16 protein-coding genes are annotated in these 16567 nt (G+C 69.9%); 9 read left to right on the top strand and 7 right to left on the bottom strand.

Annotated features, from left to right (window positions below):
* The 3 genes from NBY69_RS02685 to NBY69_RS02675 are packed head-to-tail and all read left to right on the top strand — an operon-like array spanning position 1 to position 3332.
* The gene (locus tag NBY69_RS02685) at positions 1-978 is read left to right on the top strand and encodes a carbohydrate ABC transporter permease (protein WP_250298030.1); all 978 of its coding nucleotides are present in this window, start codon (positions 1-3) and stop codon (positions 976-978) included.
* Positions 975-1805, top strand: coding sequence for a carbohydrate ABC transporter permease (locus NBY69_RS02680; protein WP_250297948.1), 831 nt, complete (start codon positions 975-977; stop codon positions 1803-1805). Before NBY69_RS02685 ends, NBY69_RS02680 begins: the two co-directional genes overlap by 4 nt.
* 9 nt (positions 1806-1814) lie before the next feature.
* Positions 1815-3332: a glycoside hydrolase family 3 protein gene (locus tag NBY69_RS02675; RefSeq protein WP_250297947.1), complete on the top strand. Its 1518-nt coding sequence runs from the start codon at positions 1815-1817 to the stop codon at positions 3330-3332.
* A gap of 82 nt (positions 3333-3414) precedes the next feature.
* Here the strand turns inward: NBY69_RS02675 and nagB are convergent, their stop codons facing one another.
* Positions 3415-4200: a glucosamine-6-phosphate deaminase gene (gene nagB, locus NBY69_RS02670; protein WP_250297946.1), complete on the bottom strand. Its 786-nt coding sequence runs from the start codon at positions 4198-4200 to the stop codon at positions 3415-3417.
* Between the two features lie 550 nt (positions 4201-4750).
* On the opposite strand from nagB, the gene NBY69_RS02665 reads away from it, so the two are divergent.
* The gene (locus tag NBY69_RS02665) at positions 4751-6217 is read left to right on the top strand and encodes a sensor histidine kinase (RefSeq protein ID WP_250298029.1); all 1467 of its coding nucleotides are present in this window, start codon (positions 4751-4753) and stop codon (positions 6215-6217) included.
* 226 nt (positions 6218-6443) lie between these two features.
* Here NBY69_RS02665 and NBY69_RS02660 read toward each other — a convergent pair whose 3' ends face one another.
* Positions 6444-6701, bottom strand: coding sequence for a WhiB family transcriptional regulator (locus NBY69_RS02660; RefSeq protein ID WP_004937597.1), 258 nt, complete (start codon positions 6699-6701; stop codon positions 6444-6446).
* Between the two features lie 317 nt (positions 6702-7018).
* Positions 7019-7987, bottom strand: a complete 969-nt coding sequence (locus NBY69_RS02655; RefSeq protein ID WP_250297945.1) for a diacylglycerol kinase family protein — start codon at positions 7985-7987, stop codon at positions 7019-7021.
* A gap of 82 nt (positions 7988-8069) precedes the next feature.
* Between NBY69_RS02655 and NBY69_RS02650 the strand changes: the two genes are divergently transcribed.
* Positions 8070-8495, top strand: a complete 426-nt coding sequence (locus NBY69_RS02650) for a hypothetical protein (RefSeq protein ID WP_374211192.1) — start codon at positions 8070-8072, stop codon at positions 8493-8495.
* Between the two features lie 55 nt (positions 8496-8550).
* On the opposite strand, the gene NBY69_RS02645 is transcribed toward NBY69_RS02650, so the two are convergent.
* From NBY69_RS02645 to NBY69_RS02635, 3 genes are all read right to left on the bottom strand, one after another.
* On the bottom strand, positions 8551-9474 hold the full coding sequence (locus tag NBY69_RS02645; protein ID WP_374211191.1) for an RNA polymerase sigma factor SigF: 924 nt from the start codon (positions 9472-9474) through the stop codon (positions 8551-8553).
* Positions 9471-9884: an anti-sigma regulatory factor gene (locus NBY69_RS02640; protein ID WP_164265750.1), complete on the bottom strand. Its 414-nt coding sequence runs from the start codon at positions 9882-9884 to the stop codon at positions 9471-9473. The genes NBY69_RS02645 and NBY69_RS02640 overlap by 4 nt, the downstream gene beginning before the upstream one ends.
* A 287-nt stretch (positions 9885-10171) precedes the next feature.
* Entirely contained in the window at positions 10172-10432 is a 261-nt protein-coding gene (locus tag NBY69_RS02635) for a UBP-type zinc finger domain-containing protein (RefSeq protein ID WP_250297943.1), read from the bottom strand.
* 52 nt (positions 10433-10484) lie between these two features.
* Between NBY69_RS02635 and NBY69_RS02630 the strand changes: the two genes are divergently transcribed.
* Entirely contained in the window at positions 10485-12080 is a 1596-nt protein-coding gene (locus NBY69_RS02630) for a Na+/H+ antiporter (protein WP_250297942.1), read from the top strand.
* Here the strand turns inward: NBY69_RS02630 and NBY69_RS02625 are convergent.
* A complete protein-coding gene (locus NBY69_RS02625; protein ID WP_250297941.1) occupies positions 12059-12955 on the bottom strand; it encodes a 1-aminocyclopropane-1-carboxylate deaminase/D-cysteine desulfhydrase in 897 nt (298 codons plus the stop codon). The genes NBY69_RS02630 and NBY69_RS02625 overlap by 22 nt on opposite strands.
* Positions 12956-13181: 226 nt before the next feature.
* Between NBY69_RS02625 and NBY69_RS02620 the strand changes: the two genes are divergently transcribed.
* From NBY69_RS02620 to NBY69_RS02610, 3 genes are all read left to right on the top strand, one after another.
* Entirely contained in the window at positions 13182-14588 is a 1407-nt protein-coding gene (locus NBY69_RS02620; RefSeq protein ID WP_250297940.1) for a family 2B encapsulin nanocompartment shell protein, read from the top strand.
* Positions 14589-14691: 103 nt separating this feature from the next.
* A complete protein-coding gene (locus tag NBY69_RS02615; RefSeq protein ID WP_250297939.1) occupies positions 14692-15732 on the top strand; it encodes a family 2 encapsulin nanocompartment cargo protein polyprenyl transferase in 1041 nt (346 codons plus the stop codon).
* 140 nt (positions 15733-15872) lie between these two features.
* The gene (locus NBY69_RS02610) at positions 15873-16463 is read left to right on the top strand and encodes a GNAT family N-acetyltransferase (RefSeq protein ID WP_250297938.1); all 591 of its coding nucleotides are present in this window, start codon (positions 15873-15875) and stop codon (positions 16461-16463) included.
* Positions 16464-16567 lie beyond the last annotated feature (104 nt).

Genomic DNA, 16567 nt, shown 5'->3' with positions numbered 1-16567 from the left:
ATGGCAGTGCAGACCAATCCGGCGGATGTGCACCAGGGGGCCGGACCCCGCGGGCAGGCGGACGGGGGGCAGGAGCGCAGGCGGACCAGACGCCTGGGCGCGGCCCCCTACCTGTTGATGCTCCCGGCTCTCGCGGTGACCGCGTTGTTCCTCGGCTGGCCGCTGGTGAAGAACGCCATGCTGTCGTTCCAGAACCTCAACATGGGGCAGCTGATCCAGCATGTGACCGAGTGGAACGGCATCCAGAACTACAAGGACGTCCTCGGCGGCGAGGACTTCTGGCGGGTCACCCTCCGCACGATCGTCTTCACGGCCGCCAACGTCGTCCTGATCATGGTGATCGGCACCCTGATCGGACTGCTGCTCGCCCGGCTCGGCAAGAAGATGCGCCTGACGCTGATGCTCGGCCTGGTGCTCGCCTGGGCGATGCCGGTCGTCGCGGCCTCCACCGTCTACCAGTGGCTGTTCGCGCAGCGCTTCGGCGTCGTCAACTACGTGCTCGACAAGCTCGGCTGGCACTCGATGGCCGACTACGCCTGGACCGGGTCGCAGCTCTCCACCTTCTTCGTGGTCACCCTGCTGATCGTCTGGCAGTCGATACCGTTCGTGGCGATCAACCTCTACGCCGCGACGACGACCATCCCCAAGGAGCTGTACGAAGCCGCCTCGCTCGACGGCGCCGGCGTCTGGAAGAGCTTCACCTCGGTGACCTTCCCGTTCATGCGGCCCTTCCTGTACGCCACGACCTTCCTCGAGGTGATCTGGGTCTTCAAGTCCTTCGCGCAGCTCTTCACGCTGAACGAGGGCGGGCCGAACCGGCTCACCGAGACCCTGCCCGTGTACGCCTTCGTCGAAGGCGTCGGCAACCAGCACTACGGCATGGGCGCGGCGATCTCGCTGCTCACCATCCTGATCATGCTGGGCCTCACCTCGTACTACCTCCGCATCGTTCTCAAGCAAGGGGAGGACGAGCTGTGAAGCGCTCACTGCTCGGCCGCATCTGGCCCAACGCGACGGCGATCATCCTCTTCCTCGGGCTGATCTTCCCCGTCTACTGGATGTTCAGCACGGCGTTCAAGCCGACCGGGGACATCATCAGCGAGACCCCGGTGTGGTTCCCGACGAACGTCACGCTGGACCACTTCAAGACCGCTGTCGACGCCCCGAACTTCTGGCGCATGGTCGGCAACTCGCTGACCGTCACCGTGGTCTCGGTCCTGCTGTCGCTGCTGATCGCGCTCTTCGCGTCCTTCGCGCTCGCCCGCATGCGGTTCAAGGGCCGCAAGGGCATGATCGTGATCTTCATGCTCGCGCAGATGGCCCCCTGGGAGGTCATGGTCATCGCGGTCTACATGCTGGTCCGCGACGCGGACATGCTCAACAGCCTGGTCCCGCTGACCCTCTTCTACATGATCATGGTGCTGCCCTTCACCGTCCTGACGCTGCGCGGCTACGTCGCCGCCGTGCCGAAGGAGCTGGAGGAGTCCGCCATGGTCGACGGCTGCAGCCGCCCGCAGGCCTTCGTCAAGGTGATCCTGCCGCTGCTCGCCCCCGGGCTGATGGCCACCTCGCTCTTCGGTTTCATCACCGCGTGGAACGAATTCCCGCTGGTTCTCATCCTGAACAAGGAGCCCGGCGCGAAGACGCTTCCGCTCTGGCTCTCCCAGTTCCAGAGCCTGTTCGGTGACGACTGGGGTGCGACCATGGCGGCCTCGTCCATCTTCGCCATCCCGATCCTGATCCTCTTCGTCTATCTCCAGCGCAAGGCGGTCAGTGGTCTCACCTCCGGTGCAGTGAAGGGATAACGCCGTTCCATGACCACCATCACCACGGGTACGGACACACTCACCCGCGACGCGCTCGCCGTCCTCCAGCCCGGCTTCACCGGCACCACGCCGCCCGACTGGCTGCTGCGCAGGATCGGCGAAGGACTGGCGTCCGTCGGCCTGTTCGGCCGGAACATCGCCTCGGCCCCGCAACTCGCCGCGCTCACCGCCCGGTTGCGGGAGGAGCGCGACGACATCCTCGTCGCGATCGACGAGGAGGGCGGCGACGTCACCCGCCTCGAAGTGCGCAGCGGGTCCTCCTTCCCCGGCAATCTCGCGCTCGGCGCGGTCGACGACCCGGAGCTGACCAGGGCCGTCGCCCACGAACTGGGCCGGCGTCTCGCCGAGTGCGGCGTCAACCTCAACTGGGCGCCGTCCGCCGACGTCAACTCGAACCCGGACAATCCAGTCATAGGTGTACGGTCCTTCGGTGCCGACACCGCACTCGTCGCCCGGCACACCGCCGCGTACATCGAGGGCCTCCAGGCCGCCGGTGTCGCGGCCTGCACCAAGCACTTCCCCGGCCACGGCGACACCGCCGTCGACTCGCACCACGCGCTGCCCCGCATCGACGTGGACCTGGAGACGCTGCACGCCCGCGAACTGGTGCCGTTCCGGGCCGCGATCGCCGCGGGTTCCAAATCCGTCATGAGTGCGCATATCCTGCTTCCCGCACTCGACCGCGAGCGCCCCGCGACGCTGAGCCCGCAGATCCTCACCGGGCTGCTGCGTCAGGAGCTCGGGTACGAGGGGCTGATCGTCACCGACGGCATGGAGATGCAGGCCATCGCGTCGACGTACGGCATCGAACGCGGCAGCGTCCTCGCCGTCGCGGCGGGAGCCGACGCCATCTGCGTGGGCGGCGGCCTCTGTGACGAGCAGACCGTGCTGCGCCTGCGCGACGCGCTGGTGGCGGCGGTACGGGCAGGAGATCTGCCCGAGGAACGGCTGGCGGACGCAGCCGCGCGCGTACGTGCGCTCGCGGCGTGGACCCGCCAGGCCAGGGGGGCTTCGGAGCCGGGCGCGGCTGCACAGGAGGGGACCGCGCCCGGCACCGGCATCGGACTCACGGCGGCCCGCCGGGCGCTGAAGGTCACCCCGGGCGCCGAATACCGGCCGCTGACCTCGGCCCCGTACGTCGCGGCCTTCACGCCGGTGGCCAACATCGCGGTCGGCGACGAGACCCCGTGGGGCATCGCCGCGGAACTGGCGGCGCTGCTGCCGGGCACCGGGACGGGGACGTACGACGCGACCGCGTCGGTCGACGCGGTGCTGGCCGCCGCCGGGGAGCGCCGGATCGTCGCGGTCGTCCGTGACGTCCACCGGCACCCCTGGATGGCCGCCGCGCTCGACGGCCTGCTGGCGGTGCGTGCCGACACGGTCGTGGTCGAGATGGGCGTCCCGCGGGCCGAGCCGCGCGGGGCGCTCCACATCGCCACCCACGGGGCCGCCCGGGTCTGCGGGCGCGCGGCGGCGGAGGTCGTCGCGGGCACGGCTCCGCGGTAACCGGACACCGGGCCCAACCGGGCACGGAGAAGGGCCGGGCACCCCGCACGGGGTGCCCGGCCCTTCTCGTACGCCCGTGTGGCTACAGGCCCTGCCACTCCGGCTTCGACGCGAACGTCGCGCGGAAGTAGTCGGCCAGCTTCAGCTTCGACGCCGCGGCCTCGTCGACGACCACCGTGGCGTGCGGGTGCAACTGGAGCGCCGAGGCGGGCACCAGCGCGGCCACCGGGCCCTCGACGGTCTGTGCCACGGCCTCCGCCTTGCCCTCACCGGTGGCGAGCAGCACCACGTGGCGGGCCTCCAGGATGGTGCCGATGCCCTGGGTCACGACGTGGTGCGGTACCTGGTCGATGTCACCGTCGAAGAACCGGGCGTTGTCGATCCGGGTCTGCTCGGTGAGGGTCTTGATACGGGTGCGCGAAGCGAGCGAGGAGCAGGGCTCGTTGAAGCCTATGTGCCCGTCGGTGCCGATGCCCAGGAGCTGGAGATCGACGCCCCCGGCCTCGGCGAGCGCCCGGTCGTACGCGGCGCAGGCCGCCGGGATGTCGTCGGCGGAGCCGTCGGGGCCCATGAAGGAGGACTCGGTCAGACCGAGCGGTTCGACGACCTCGCGCAGCACCACGGAGCGGTACGACTCGGGGTGCCCGGCCGGCAGGCCGACGTACTCGTCGAGCTGGCAGATGCGGGCCCGCGCGGCGTCGACGGCCTTGGCCTTCACCTTGGCGGCCAGCGCTTCGTAGACGGGCAGCGGGGTCGAGCCGGTGGCGACACCGAGCAGAGCGTCGGGCTTGCGGCGCAGCAGGCCGGCCATGGCCTCCGCGATGACTTCGCCGCCTGCCTTGGCGTCCGGGACGATGACAACTTCCACGCTGGGCCTGCCGATCTGGAGAGTGCAAACATGTGGTATAGACCAATCTAGCAGAGCTGCCTGCTCCGTCCGGCGGTTCCGTCCCCCCTCACTCCCATGGTCGACGGGGCACAGCCGGTACGCACACGGAACGGCGGTACGGAGGCTCCCGGGCGCTCCAGCGGGTACGCCGGCTGGAGGCGCGGGGTTCGAGGACCCGGACGCGCCACGGGCACCGGCCACGATGACGGAGATCCGCCCGGCACCGGGCGGGGCGAGCACGGCTGACTGCGGGCCGCGGCGCCAGGCCGGTCGGGACCCTCGGCCCGTCCGTCCGGCACCGCAGCCCTCAGCTGCCTCGGCCGTCGGGTGTGCGGTTCCCGGCGACCGTGAAGAGGACTTGGCGCAGTCAGGGCAGAGAGCGCCGCGTACCTCGTCCCCGCTCTCCTGTGCGGGGAGAGCGGAAGTCTCTGCCTGCACATTGTGGACTAGACCATTCTCGGATGTCCATGCGTACGACGAGGAGAATGTGAACGTGGACGCGGCGGGTACGCTCGCACCCGTGCCCTCCATGAACGACCTCGTCCGCCAGCACACCGCTCTGAGCGATACCGACCTCGAGTGGCTCCACCTGCTGGTCTCGGAGTGGCAGCTGCTCTCCGACCTGTCCTTCGCCGACCTCGTGCTGTGGGTTCCCACCCGCGACGGCACCCGCTACGTCTCGGTGGCGCAGATGCGGCCGAACACCGGCCCCACCTCCTACCAGGACGACATGGTCGGCCATCTCGTTCCACGTGGCCGGCGCCCGTTGCTCGACGCCGCCCTCGACGAGGGCCGGATCGTCCGCGAGGGCGACCCGGAGTGGCGCGAGGAGGTGCCGGTGCGGGTCGAGTCCATCCCGGTACGCCGCGAGGGGCGGGTGCTGGGCGTGATCGCCCGCAACACGAACTTGCTCACGGTCCGCACCCCCTCCCGCCTCGAACTCACCTACCTCCAGTCGGCCTCCGACCTGGCCCAGATGATCGCCGCCGGGTCCTTCCCGTTCCCCGGCCAGCAGGTCGACATGGACGCGTCCCCCCGCGTGGGCGACGGGATGATCCGCCTCGACGCGGACGGCGTGGTCCAGTACGCCAGCCCGAACGCGCTCTCCGCCTACCACCGACTCGGCCTGGCGTCCGACCTGGTGGGCCAGCACCTGGGCCAACTCACCACCGACCTCGCCCCGGCCAGGGGACCGGTCGACGAGGCCATGGTCAAACTGGCCAGCGGTTACGCACCGCGTGAGACCGAGGTCGAGGGCAACGACGGGGTGATCCAGCTCCGGGCGATTCCGCTCTCCCCGAAGGGCACCCGGATCGGCTCGCTCGTCCTGCTCCGGGACGTCACGGAACTGCGCCGCCGTGAACGTGAGTTGATCACCAAGGACGCCACCATCCGGGAGATCCACCACCGGGTGAAGAACAACCTCCAGACGGTGGCGGCCCTGTTGCGTCTCCAGGCGCGGAGGATGGATTCGGACCAGGGCAAGGAAGCGCTCAACGAGGCGGTGCGGCGCGTCGGTTCCATCGCGATCGTCCACGAGACGCTTTCGCAGAATCTGGACGAGCGCGTCGAGTTCGACGAGATCGCCGACCGCGTCATCGCGATGGTCGCCGAGATTTCTCCCGGCAAGGTGAACTGCCGTCGCACGGGCCGCTTCGGCATTCTCGACGCCGAGGTCGCGACCCCGCTCTCGATGGTGCTGACCGAGGTCCTGCAGAACGCTCTTGAACACGCCTTCGCCCCGGGCGATCTGGGAACGGTCGAGGTCTCCGCGGTCCGCGGCGGAATGCGCGACGACGCCCGGCTGCTGATCACGGTCCAGGACGACGGGCGCGGACTGCCCGAGGGATTCGACGCGAAGACCGCGGGAAATCTGGGCCTGCAAATCGTCCGGACGCTGGTCGAAGGCGAGTTGGGCGGCTCCTTCGACATGGTCCCGGCCCCGGAGCGCGGCACCCAGGTGGTGCTCGACATTCCGGTGCCCGCCGACAAGTAGCGGGCCGGTGGGACACGTAACCGAACGGGCACAGCAGTGAGCCCCGGACCGAAAAGGTGATTCGGTCCGGGGCTCACTGCTGTGCTGTGCGTCGGGGAGAGCAATTCCTCTCCGGCCGATCAGTACTGCGTGCGCATCGGGGGTACTGCGCGCTGCGTTTCGGGGGCGACGGTGGTGCGTACTCGCTGTACGCGCGCCGCCGGGCTCAAGCTCGTACCAGGGGTGATCAGGCGGTCGCGTTACGCGCCCGGTTGCGAGCGGCACGGCGCTTCATTGCGCGGCGCTCGTCCTCGCTGAGGCCACCCCAGACGCCGGAGTCCTGGCCGGACTCGAGCGCCCACTGCAGGCACTGCTCCATGACGGGGCAGCGGCGGCAGACGGCCTTGGCTTCCTCGATCTGCAGCAGCGCGGGACCGGTGTTGCCGATGGGGAAGAACAGCTCCGGGTCTTCCTCACGACAAACGGCGTTGTGACGCCAGTCCATGGCTGCTACCTCTCTTAGGTGTTACGTGCAGGTTGCTTGTGAATGTGAACGCTTTCACGAATCCCCCCACAGGTGAAGGGCCGACTTCCAGGCGAACTGGTTGTGGTCCTGATGTGAGGAGGGGTTCTGGCTTTCAGGGAGGCCGGTCTTGCGGGCCGTCCCGAGCGCCATGTAGAGATTCGCAAACCTCGGCTGCGGATACAACCCCTTCTGGAAAGTTTTTTTTGATTCCTCGGTGTCGGCTAGGTCACAGCCGTACTTCCATGGGGTGGATCCCAGCCCAAACGTTCGAGTTAAAGGACTTTGGGCCCTTCCACTCACACAATCACACGCAGTGCACGGCGTACGCCTGTGAACGTCACGCTCGTACGCAGTCCCAGGTGGTCACCGTCCATCTGGAAGGGCAGTCGAACCTTGGAATGCAAGGAGAAGTCCGTCAGGTCGTGGAGCGATACCGCGTGCTTTCCGTGCGGACCCCGTTCGGGCGTCGAAGTGAGCAATTGAGTAGCGAAACGTGCCACATGAGCGGGTGACAATTTCGACAGTCCGAGCACGTCCAGTGCGGTGTCGAAGGAGGCCGCCGGAGAGGCGTACATCGGGCGATTGCCCAGGTAGGTATAGGGAGACGTGTTGCACACTATGGCCAGCACGAGATCCTCGACGGGGTCCTCACCGGGCTGCTCCAGGGTGATCGCGCGCTGCCGGCGGTTGGGCTCGTCGAGGAACTGGCGGACCACCTGGCGCACGTAGAGCGCGTGCGTCGACCGCTTCCCGCGCTCCCGCTGCTGTTCGACCCGGCCGACCACTCCCGCGTCGAATCCGAGCCCCGCACAGAACGTGAACCAGCGCGACGGAACGCCCTCGTCCGCCGTGCCGGGCGTGCCGGCCGCCAGTCCGAGCCCCACGGTGCGCTCCCGGCGCTCACGCAGCGCGTCCAGGATCGCGCCGGTCGCCTCCACGGCGTCGTTCGGCAGACCGAGCGCGCGGGCGAACACATTGGTGGAGCCGCCGGGGACGACCGCGAGGCCGGGCAGGCCGTCGGGGTCCGGGCCGTGGTGCAGCAGACCGTTGACGACCTCGTTGACCGTGCCGTCGCCGCCGAGCGCGACCACCAGATCGATGTCGTTGCTCTCCGCGGCCCGCCTGCCGAGGTCACGCGCATGACCGCGGTACTCGGTGGTGACGGCCTCCAGCTTCATCTCGCTGGCCAGTGCGTGGATGAGTACGTCGCGGGTGCGGGCACTGGTGGTGGTTGCTGCCGGATTGACCACGAGGAGTGCGCGCATGGGCAGAAGATTACCTACCGCTTGGTACCTGGCCGAGCCCCGGCCTCGATCGGGCCCCGGGGCCGACCGCTACCCTGCAGGGGTGAGTACCGAGCAGACCGCAGAGCCGTCCGGCGACCCCCGCCCCGCCCGTCTGACCGCCGCCGCGGCACTGTCCGCGCTGGAAGGTGCGGCGCTGGCCGTCGGAGGTCTGTACGCGATCGGCAGGGGGATTCTCGGCAGCGGCAGCCCCGGTCAGCCGGTGATGGCCGGGCTGATGCTGATCGTGCTGGCCCTCATCCCGCTCCTCGCGGCGCGCGGTCTGCTGCTGCGGCGCAGCTGGAGCCGCGGCCCGGCGGTCATCACCCAGATCCTCGCCCTGCCGGTGGCCTGGACGCTGCTGTCGGCGTCGGGAGGGCTGATCGCGGCGGGAGCCGTCCTGGCCGTGGTGGCGGTGGCCGCGCTGGTCCTGCTGGTGAACCCGACGACGGCCGAGGCGCTGGGGATCAGGGGCCCGCGCGGGGCGTAGGGGCTCCGGCAGCGTGACGGAGGCCGGTACGGGCCTTCTTCCCCGCGCGTCCCGTCTACTCCTCCACCAGCAGCCGCTCACGCAGCTGCGCCAGCGTCCGGGCCAGCAGCCGTGAGACATGCATCTGTGAGATGCCCACCTCCTGCGCGATCTGCGACTGCGTCATGTTCCCGAAGAACCGCAGCAGCAGGATCCGCTTCTCCCGGGGCGGCAGATCCTCCAGGAGCGGCTTGAGCGACTCCCGGTACTCGACGCCCTCCAGCGCCTCGTCCTCCGAACCCAGGGTGTCCGCGACCGCGGGGGACTCGTCGTCCGTGTCGGGGACGTCCAGCGAGAGCGTCGAGTAGGCGTTCGCGGATTCCAGGCCCTCCAGGACCTCTTCCTCCGAGATGCCGAGCCGCTCCGCCAGCTCATGGACCGTGGGGGCACGGCCGTGCTGCTGGGACAGCTCGGCCGTGGCCGTCGTCAGCGACAGCCGCAGCTCCTGCAGGCGGCGCGGCACCCGGACCGCCCAGCCCTTGTCACGGAAGTGCCGCTTGATCTCGCCGACCACCGTGGGTGTCGCGTAGGTGGAGAACTCCACGCCGCGGTCCGGGTCGAACCGGTCGACCGACTTGATCAGGCCGATCGTGGCGACCTGGGTCAGATCGTCCAGCGGCTCCCCGCGATTGCGGAAGCGGCGGGCCAGATGCTCGACCAGCGGCAGGTGCATGCGCACCAGCCTGTTGCGCAGTTCGGCCTTCTCGGGCGAGCCGTCCGGGAGCTCGCGCAACTCGATGAAGAGAGCCCTCGCCCCGCTGCGGTCGCGGGGGTTGTGCTCCTGGTGGTGCTCGTCCTGCTCGCTCATGAGGCCCGCCTGCTCCGCCGACTCCAAAAGGCCTTCCACCGGATGCGGCCGGGCCTGCTGCTCCGGGATGTTCCCCGTGCTCAGCGCCCGCGCGCTGCGCTCGTCGTCCCGCACCGGTCCGTCCCCGTTCACGCCGGTCCAGGTCCCGCGCCGCGCTGTTTGTACAGGCTGATGCTGACCGTACGGTCGTCGGCGACCGTCGATTCGACCTTGCCGGCGAGTGCGGAGAGCACCGTCCAGGCGAAGGTGTCGCGCTCCGGTGCGCGGCCGTCCGTGGTGGGCGCCGACACCGTCACTTCGAGGGAGTCCTCGATGAGCCGGAACACGCAGCTCAGTACGGAGCCGGGCACGGCCTGCTGGAGCAGGATCGCGCAGGCCTCGTCGACCGCGATGCGGAGATCCTCGATCTCGTCGAGAGTGAAGTCCAAGCGTGCTGCGAGGCCGGCCGTGGCCGTACGCAGCACGGACAGGTAGGCACCCGCAGCGGGCAGCCGGACTTCCACGAAGTCCTGGGTCCCGGGCTCGCCTGCGATCTGGGACACCCTCACCTCCAAGGTGGCACAAGCTCGTTCATGGTCGGGGAAATACTGCTCCCGCAACCGTGCGTGACATGGTCGCTTCCTGACGCCGTGACGCTATCGCGATCCAAGGCCCCCTGTCGCCAGGACCCCCATCCGGATCCGTCACTCATGGTAACTCCATGCGTACGTATCGTGGGTGGGGGTGTGCACGCTCAATTGCGGGGCTGTGGATTTCCGCCCGTCCCGCCGTCCCACCGGACGGCGCGGCCAACTGGAAAGACACAGCGGACGGTTGACGTACCCAGTGATCAGACGATCGAACCGTCGACAAAACACCACCGCCAGCTCTCCCCGGGCTCGAAGCTCCGCATCAGCGGGTGTCCGGTCGCTTCGAAGTGCCCGTTCGCGTGCCGGTACGGGGAGGAGTCGCAGCAGCCCACGTGCCCGCATTCCAGACAGAGGCGCAGTTGTACGGGATGGCTGCCGATGGCCAGGCACTCCGGGCAGGTGTCGCTCAGCGGGGCCGGCTCGGGGCGCGGCAGTTCTGCAAGGTGCGGGCACTCGCTCATGATTGCCAGGTTACGACCTCACGGCGGACCTGGAACGAGGGTGGGCAGACCGATGGACGCATTGCCCCTGGTGGCACTGGTGGCGGGCAGCGCGGCGGTCGCGGGCGTCGCGCGCCGGACGCCGGTGGCCGCGCCGCTGCTGCTGGTCGCGGTCGGGCTGGTCGCGGCGTACGTACCCGGAGTGCCGGACTACACCCTGGACCCGGGGGTCGTCCTCCCGCTGGTGCTGCCGCCGCTGCTCTACACGGCCGCGGTGGACTCCTCGTACCTCGACCTGCGGGCGAATCTGCGGCCCGTGGCGCTGCTCTCCGTCGGGTACGTGCTGTTCGCGACGCTGGTGGTGGGCTGGCTGGCGTATCTGATCGTGCCGGATCTGCCGCTGACCTCCGCGCTGGTGCTCGGCGCGGTGATCGCGCCGCCGGACGCGGTGGCCGCCACCGCCATCGCCCGGCGGCTGGGGCTGCCCTCCCGGATGACCACGGTCCTCCAGGGCGAGTCGCTGTTCAACGACGCGACCGCGATCACCGCCTACAAGGTGGCGCTGGCCGCCGCCGTCGGCGCCGGGATCTCGTGGGCCGGTGGGCTCGCGGAATTCGCACTGGCGTCGGTGGGTGGAATCGGGGTCGGTCTGCTCCTGATGGTGCCGCTGCACTGGCTGCGCACGCACCTCAAGGAGGCACTGCTGCAGAACACCCTCTCGCTGCTGATCCCGTTCGTCGCGTACGCGGCGGCCGAGCGGGTGCACGCCTCGGGGGTGCTCGCCGTGGTGGTCGTCGCGCTCTATCTGGGACACCGTTCCTGGCAGGTCGATTTCGCGACCCGGCTCCAGGAGGGGGCGGTCTGGAGAATGGTCTCCTTCATTCTCGAATCCACGGTGTTCGCACTGATCGGACTGCAATTGCCCTTTGTGCTCCGGGGCCTTGGCGCGTACGGCGGGTGGGAGGCCGCCTGGTACGCGCTGGTGGTGTTCGTCGTGGTCGTGGCGGTGCGATTCGTCTGGGTGTTCCCCGCCACCTTTCTGCCACGCATGCTGTCCCGCCGCGTCCGGGAACGCGAACCCGATACGGACTGGACGTCGCCGGTCGTCGTCGGCTGGGCGGGAATGCGTGGGGTGGTCTCGCTCGCCATTGCCTTCTCGATTCCGCTGACCGCGCACGGCGCCGGTTTTCCCGCGCGGAATCTGGTGCTCTTCCTGGCCTTCACGACGGTCATCGCGACCCTGGTCGTCCAGGGGCTCTCCCTGCCGTCACTGATCAGGCTGCTGAAGATCCCCGGCCGTGACGCGCACGCCGAGACGCTCGCCGAGGCCCAGGCGCAGAGCGAGGCGTCGCGGGCCGCTGAGGAACTGCTCGACAGGCTGCTCACCGACGAGGAAAACGAGCTGCCGCCGCCACTCACCGACCGGCTGCGCACGGTGCTGGAACGGCGCCGCAACGCGGTCTGGGAACGCCTCGGTACGGTCAACGAGAAGACCGGGGAGACCGCCGACGACACGTACCGCCGTCTCGCCCGGGAGATGATCGAGGCCGAGCGTGCGGTCTTCGTGGAGCTGCGCGACCGGCGGCGGATCGACGACGAACTGCTCAGGACGCTGCTGCGGCGGCTGGACCTGGAGGAGGCCGCGGCCTACCGCGAGGAGACGGGCTGACCGGTGACGACGGCGGCGATCCGGGTCCCCGCCGGGAAGGCGCCCTCCGCGGCCAGGGCCGTCAGCCCGTACAGCATCTTGGCGACGTAGATCCGTTCCACGGGCAGCCCGTGCCGGTCCTCGAAGTCGTCGGCGAAGGCGTCGAGTTCCGGGGTGGTGCGGGCGTAGCCCCCGCAGTGGAAGCGGTCGTCGAGCCGCCAGTCACCGGCCGGGGAGCCGAAGGCGGCCTGCTGGAGCCGCGCGACCTCGGCGCCGAGGAAGCCGCCCTTCAGTACGGGGAAGCCGAGGGCCCGCTCGCCGGGTGCCAGACCGGCGGCCAGACCGGCGAGTGTGCCACCGGTGCCGACGGCCATCGCGACGGTGTCGGCGAGGCCGCGCAGCTCCCGGCCGAGTGCGGCGCAGCCGTGCACGGCCGGGGTGTTGCTGCCGCCCTCGGGGACGACGTACAGCTGGTCGGCGCCGGCCGTGATCCCGGCGGGGACGGTCTTGGCGCGGTAGGCCGTACGGTCCACGAAGTGCAGCCGCATGCCGTCCGCCGCGCACCGCGCCAGCGAGGGGTTGAGCGGGCGGTGGGCCAGCTCGTCGCCGCGTACGACACCGATCGTGGCGAAGCCCAGCAGCCGGCCCGCGGCCGCGGTGGCCCGCAGGTGGTTGGAGTACGCGCCGCCGAAGGTCAGCACGGTACGGCCCGCGGCGGCCGTCAGATTGGGGGCGAGCTTGCGCCACTTGTTGCCCGGCAGCTCCGGGTGGATCAGGTCGTCGCGCTTGAGCAGCAGCTGGACGCCGTGGCGGGCGAAGCGGTCGTCGTCGACCGGCTGCAGCGGGGACGGGAGCGCCGGGTGCAGCCGGTCGGGGCCGGGAGCTCCAGGAGGCATGCGTCCATTGTCGCCCGAGGGTGCGGAGCGGTGCGCGGCCGGTTGGCGGTACGCAGCGGGCTGAATAAGTTGCAAGGAGATGCAACTTAAGAACCTTCTGATCATCGGCGGACACCGTGCCCAGCTCGAAGCACTGTTAGTCGCACTCTTTTGTGTAATAGCGCGCGCCCCCCTCCGCTGAAAGGCTTCTGCAGCAGGCCAGTCCAAGATCGAGAGGACCGTTCAGATGTCCGTTGGTGAAGAGGTTCGCGACACGCAGGAAGCGCCGCAGCAGAGTCTGGGCACGGCGGCTGCGCGGAACCTCGCAACGACCACCAAGTCCGCGCCGCAGATGCAGGAGATCACCTCACGGTGGCTGCTGAAGATGCTGCCGTGGGTCCAGGTACAGGGTGGTACGTACCGGGTGAACCGCCGGCTGACCTATGCGGTCGGAGACGGTCGCGTGACATTCGTACAGACCGGTGAGCGTGTCCAGGTCATTCCCGCCGAGCTCGGCGAACTGCCCGCACTGCGGGACTACGAGGACGAGGCGGCGCTGGCCGAGCTGGCCCAGCGGTGCACACAGCGGGAGTTCGGGCCGGGCGAGGTGCTCGCCTCGGAGGGCGACCCCGCGGACCGGGTGTTCCTGCTGGCGCACGGGCGGGTCCAGAAGATCGGTACGGGCCCCTACGGGGACGCCACGGTGCTCGGCTCGTTCGCCGACGGGTCGTACTTCGGCGACCAGGCCCTGATCGAGGAGGGCGCCACCTGGGAGTACACGGCCCGCGCCGACACCGCGTGTGTCGCACTGGAGCTGACCAGGGCGGACGTGCTGAACCTGGCGGAGCGCGCGGAGTCGTTGCGCGACCATCTCGCAGGCCTGCTGGCCCTGCCGGCGCAGCGCACGAACCACTACGGCGAAGCGGCCATCGACCTCTCGGCCGGCCACACCGGTGAGGCGCTCGTCCCGAACACGTTCGTCGACTACGAGGGCGCGCCCCGTGAGTACGAACTGAGCGTCGCGCAGACCGTGCTGAAGGTCCACAGCCGGGTCGCCGACCTGTACAACCAGCCGATGAACCAGACCGAGCACCAGTTGCGGCTCACGGTCGAGGCGCTGCGTGAGCGCCAGGAGCACGAGCTGATCAACAACCGCGAGTTCGGCCTGCTCCACAACTGCGACTACGGGCAGCGGATCCAGCCGCACGACGGCGTCCCGAGCCCCGACGACATGGACGAACTGCTGTCCCGCCGACGTGGGTCCAAGCTCTTCCTCGCCCACCCCAAGGCCATCGCCGCGTTCGGCCGCGAGTGCAACAAGCGCGGGCTGGTCCCGGAGAGCGTGGAGGTCGGCGGCCACCATGTGCCCGCCTGGCGCGGGGTGCCGATCTTCCCGTCCAACAAGATCCAGGTCAGTGACGCCCGCACCACGTCGATCATCTGCATGAGGACCGGCGAGGACGACCAGGGCGTCGTCGGACTCCAGCAGAGCGGCATCCCCGACGAGATCGAGCCGAGTCTCTCCGTGCGGTTCATGGGCATCGACGAGAAGGCGATCATCTCGTACCTGGTGACGGCGTACTACTCGGCGGCCGTGCTGGTGCCGGACGCCCTCGGCGTTCTGGAGAACGTCGAAGTCAGCCGCCGGCAGTGAAGGTGACGGTCCCGAGGGACCGGCCCGGACCGGCCCGGCAGTGCTGCCGGGCCCGGTGCGTCCGGGCCGACCGTGCCGTACTCCGGCTGGAGAGGAAGAGACCGTGACCACGACCCGAACGGACGCCGCGCCCACAGGACATGAGGCCGCAGCGCTCCTGGAACGCACCCGCGCCGCTGTGGACCCGGAGCTCCGCTCCACGCTGGAAACCCTTCCCGGTGCGATGCGCCGGATCGGGATGTACCACTTCGGCTGGGAGCACTCCGACGGATCCCCGGCCGCGGGACAGACGGGGAAGGCGATCAGACCCGCGCTCGTCCTCGCCGCGGTCCAGGCGCTGAACGGGGAGGTCCGCCAGGCCGTACGGGCGGCCACCGCGGTGGAGCTGGTGCACAACTTCACGCTGCTGCACGACGACGTCATCGACCGGGACGTGACCCGCAGACATCGGGCGACCGCCTGGACCGTGTTCGGCATACCCGACGCGATCATCACCGGGGACGCGATGCAGGCGCTCGCCCTTCGGCTCCTCACCGATGATCCCCACCCCGCGGCCAAACCGGCGGCGGGGCGGCTGGCGACCTGTGTGATCGAGCTCTGCGCGGGCCAGCAGGCGGACTGCGCCTTCGAGTCCCGTGCCGATGTGTCGCTGGACGAGTGCCTGGTCATGGCCGAGGCCAAGACCGGCGCGCTGCTCGGCTGTGCCTGTGCGATGGGCGCGCTGTACGCGGGCGCCGGGCCCGAAGTGGCGGCGGCCATGGACGCGTTCGGCCGGGAGGCCGGGCTCGCCTTCCAGCTGATCGACGATCTGATCGGCATCTGGGGGGAGCCTGACCACACCGGAAAACCGGCCGGGGCCGATCTCGCCGCCCACAAGAAGTCACTGCCGGTGGTGGCTGCCCTGGGCTCGGGCACCGAGGCGGCGGCGGAGCTCGCGGAGCTGTACCGCGGTCCTCTGGACGCGGACGGCATCCGGCGGGCGGCCGACGCGGTCGACCGGGCCGGCGGGCGGGACTGGGCGCAGACGGAGGCCGCCGACCGGATGGCCAGGGCCGTCGGCCATCTCTCCCGGGCCGTCCCCGACCTCGCGGCGGCGGGCGGTCTGCTCTCCCTCGCCGAGTACGTGACGCGGCGCAGCCGCTGAGTCGTGGCGCCCGTGGTCCGGGTCAACTCTAAGATCTCGTCAGTGAGTTGTGGTCAGTTGCGGTGCGCTGCGGTGGGCTTCGGCCGGCTGCGGCGCGGTGCAGGACGATGCGAACGGCGAGAGATGTGAGGAACCGGACCATGGGCGTGGCGATACGACAGGCGGGCGAGGCCGACCGGGAGACGCTCGTGCGGCTGCTGAACGAGTCCTTCATGCACGACCCGGTGAGCAGTTGGGTCTTCCCCGACGAAGCACACCGAAGGGCGGTGCACGGAAAGTTCCTGGGTGTCTTCATCGACGTCACCCTCGCGGAGGGCCGCGTCGACCTCGCGGAGGACGGCTCGGCGATGGCCCTGTGGCTCGATGTCCCCGCGGGCGTCCCGGAGGAGGACGACACCCCGGCCCGGATGCGGGAGATCGCGGACCCGGACAACGAACGCTGCGAGCTGGTGGGCCGGCTGACGGGCGAGGTCCACCCGCACGACCGGGCACACGCTTACCTGCTGATGATCGGGGTGGCCCCGGAGCGCCAGGGCGAGGGGCTGGGCACCGCGCTGATGGCGCCCGTACTGGAGCGCTGCGACCGTGAGGGCGTCGCCGCCTATCTGGAGGCGAGCAGCACGCGCAGCCGCGCGCTGTACGAGCGGCTGGGATTCGCATTCATGGGCACTGCCGTTCAGTTGCCGGACGGCCCGCAGATGTGGCCGATGTGGCGCGAGCCCCGGGGCTGAGGTACCGTCCGCCGCCCCCGGAAACGGGACGCCCGCCGCAAAACCCCACCACGCACCGGTAAGTCCGGACTTGATCACTCTTGGTGACGCCGGGCTGGTCACAC

Source organism: Streptomyces sp. A 4/2 (assembly GCF_940670765.1).
GTDB lineage: Bacteria > Actinomycetota > Actinomycetes > Streptomycetales > Streptomycetaceae > Streptomyces.
Note: the sequence above shows the minus strand (reverse complement) of the source record. Positions and strands in the feature narration are given on the sequence as shown.

What these genes read in the sequence shown, in the direction of transcription:
- NBY69_RS02635 (WP_250297943.1), bottom strand. Translation starts at nt 10,432, where the DNA reads ATGAGCGAGTGCCCGCACCTTGCAGAACTGCCGCGCCCCGAGCCGGCC.
- NBY69_RS02685 (WP_250298030.1), top strand. Translation starts at nt 1, where the DNA reads ATGGCAGTGCAGACCAATCCGGCGGATGTGCACCAGGGGGCCGGACCC.
- NBY69_RS02620 (WP_250297940.1), top strand. Translation starts at nt 13,182, where the DNA reads ATGTCCGTTGGTGAAGAGGTTCGCGACACGCAGGAAGCGCCGCAGCAG.
- NBY69_RS02630 (WP_250297942.1), top strand. Translation starts at nt 10,485, where the DNA reads ATGGACGCATTGCCCCTGGTGGCACTGGTGGCGGGCAGCGCGGCGGTC.
- NBY69_RS02655 (WP_250297945.1), bottom strand. Translation starts at nt 7,987, where the DNA reads ATGCGCGCACTCCTCGTGGTCAATCCGGCAGCAACCACCACCAGTGCC.
- NBY69_RS02660 (WP_004937597.1), bottom strand. Translation starts at nt 6,701, where the DNA reads ATGGACTGGCGTCACAACGCCGTTTGTCGTGAGGAAGACCCGGAGCTG.
- NBY69_RS02625 (WP_250297941.1), bottom strand. Translation starts at nt 12,955, where the DNA reads ATGCCTCCTGGAGCTCCCGGCCCCGACCGGCTGCACCCGGCGCTCCCG.
- NBY69_RS02665 (WP_250298029.1), top strand. Translation starts at nt 4,751, where the DNA reads ATGAACGACCTCGTCCGCCAGCACACCGCTCTGAGCGATACCGACCTC.
- NBY69_RS02675 (WP_250297947.1), top strand. Translation starts at nt 1,815, where the DNA reads ATGACCACCATCACCACGGGTACGGACACACTCACCCGCGACGCGCTC.
- NBY69_RS02610 (WP_250297938.1), top strand. Translation starts at nt 15,873, where the DNA reads ATGGGCGTGGCGATACGACAGGCGGGCGAGGCCGACCGGGAGACGCTC.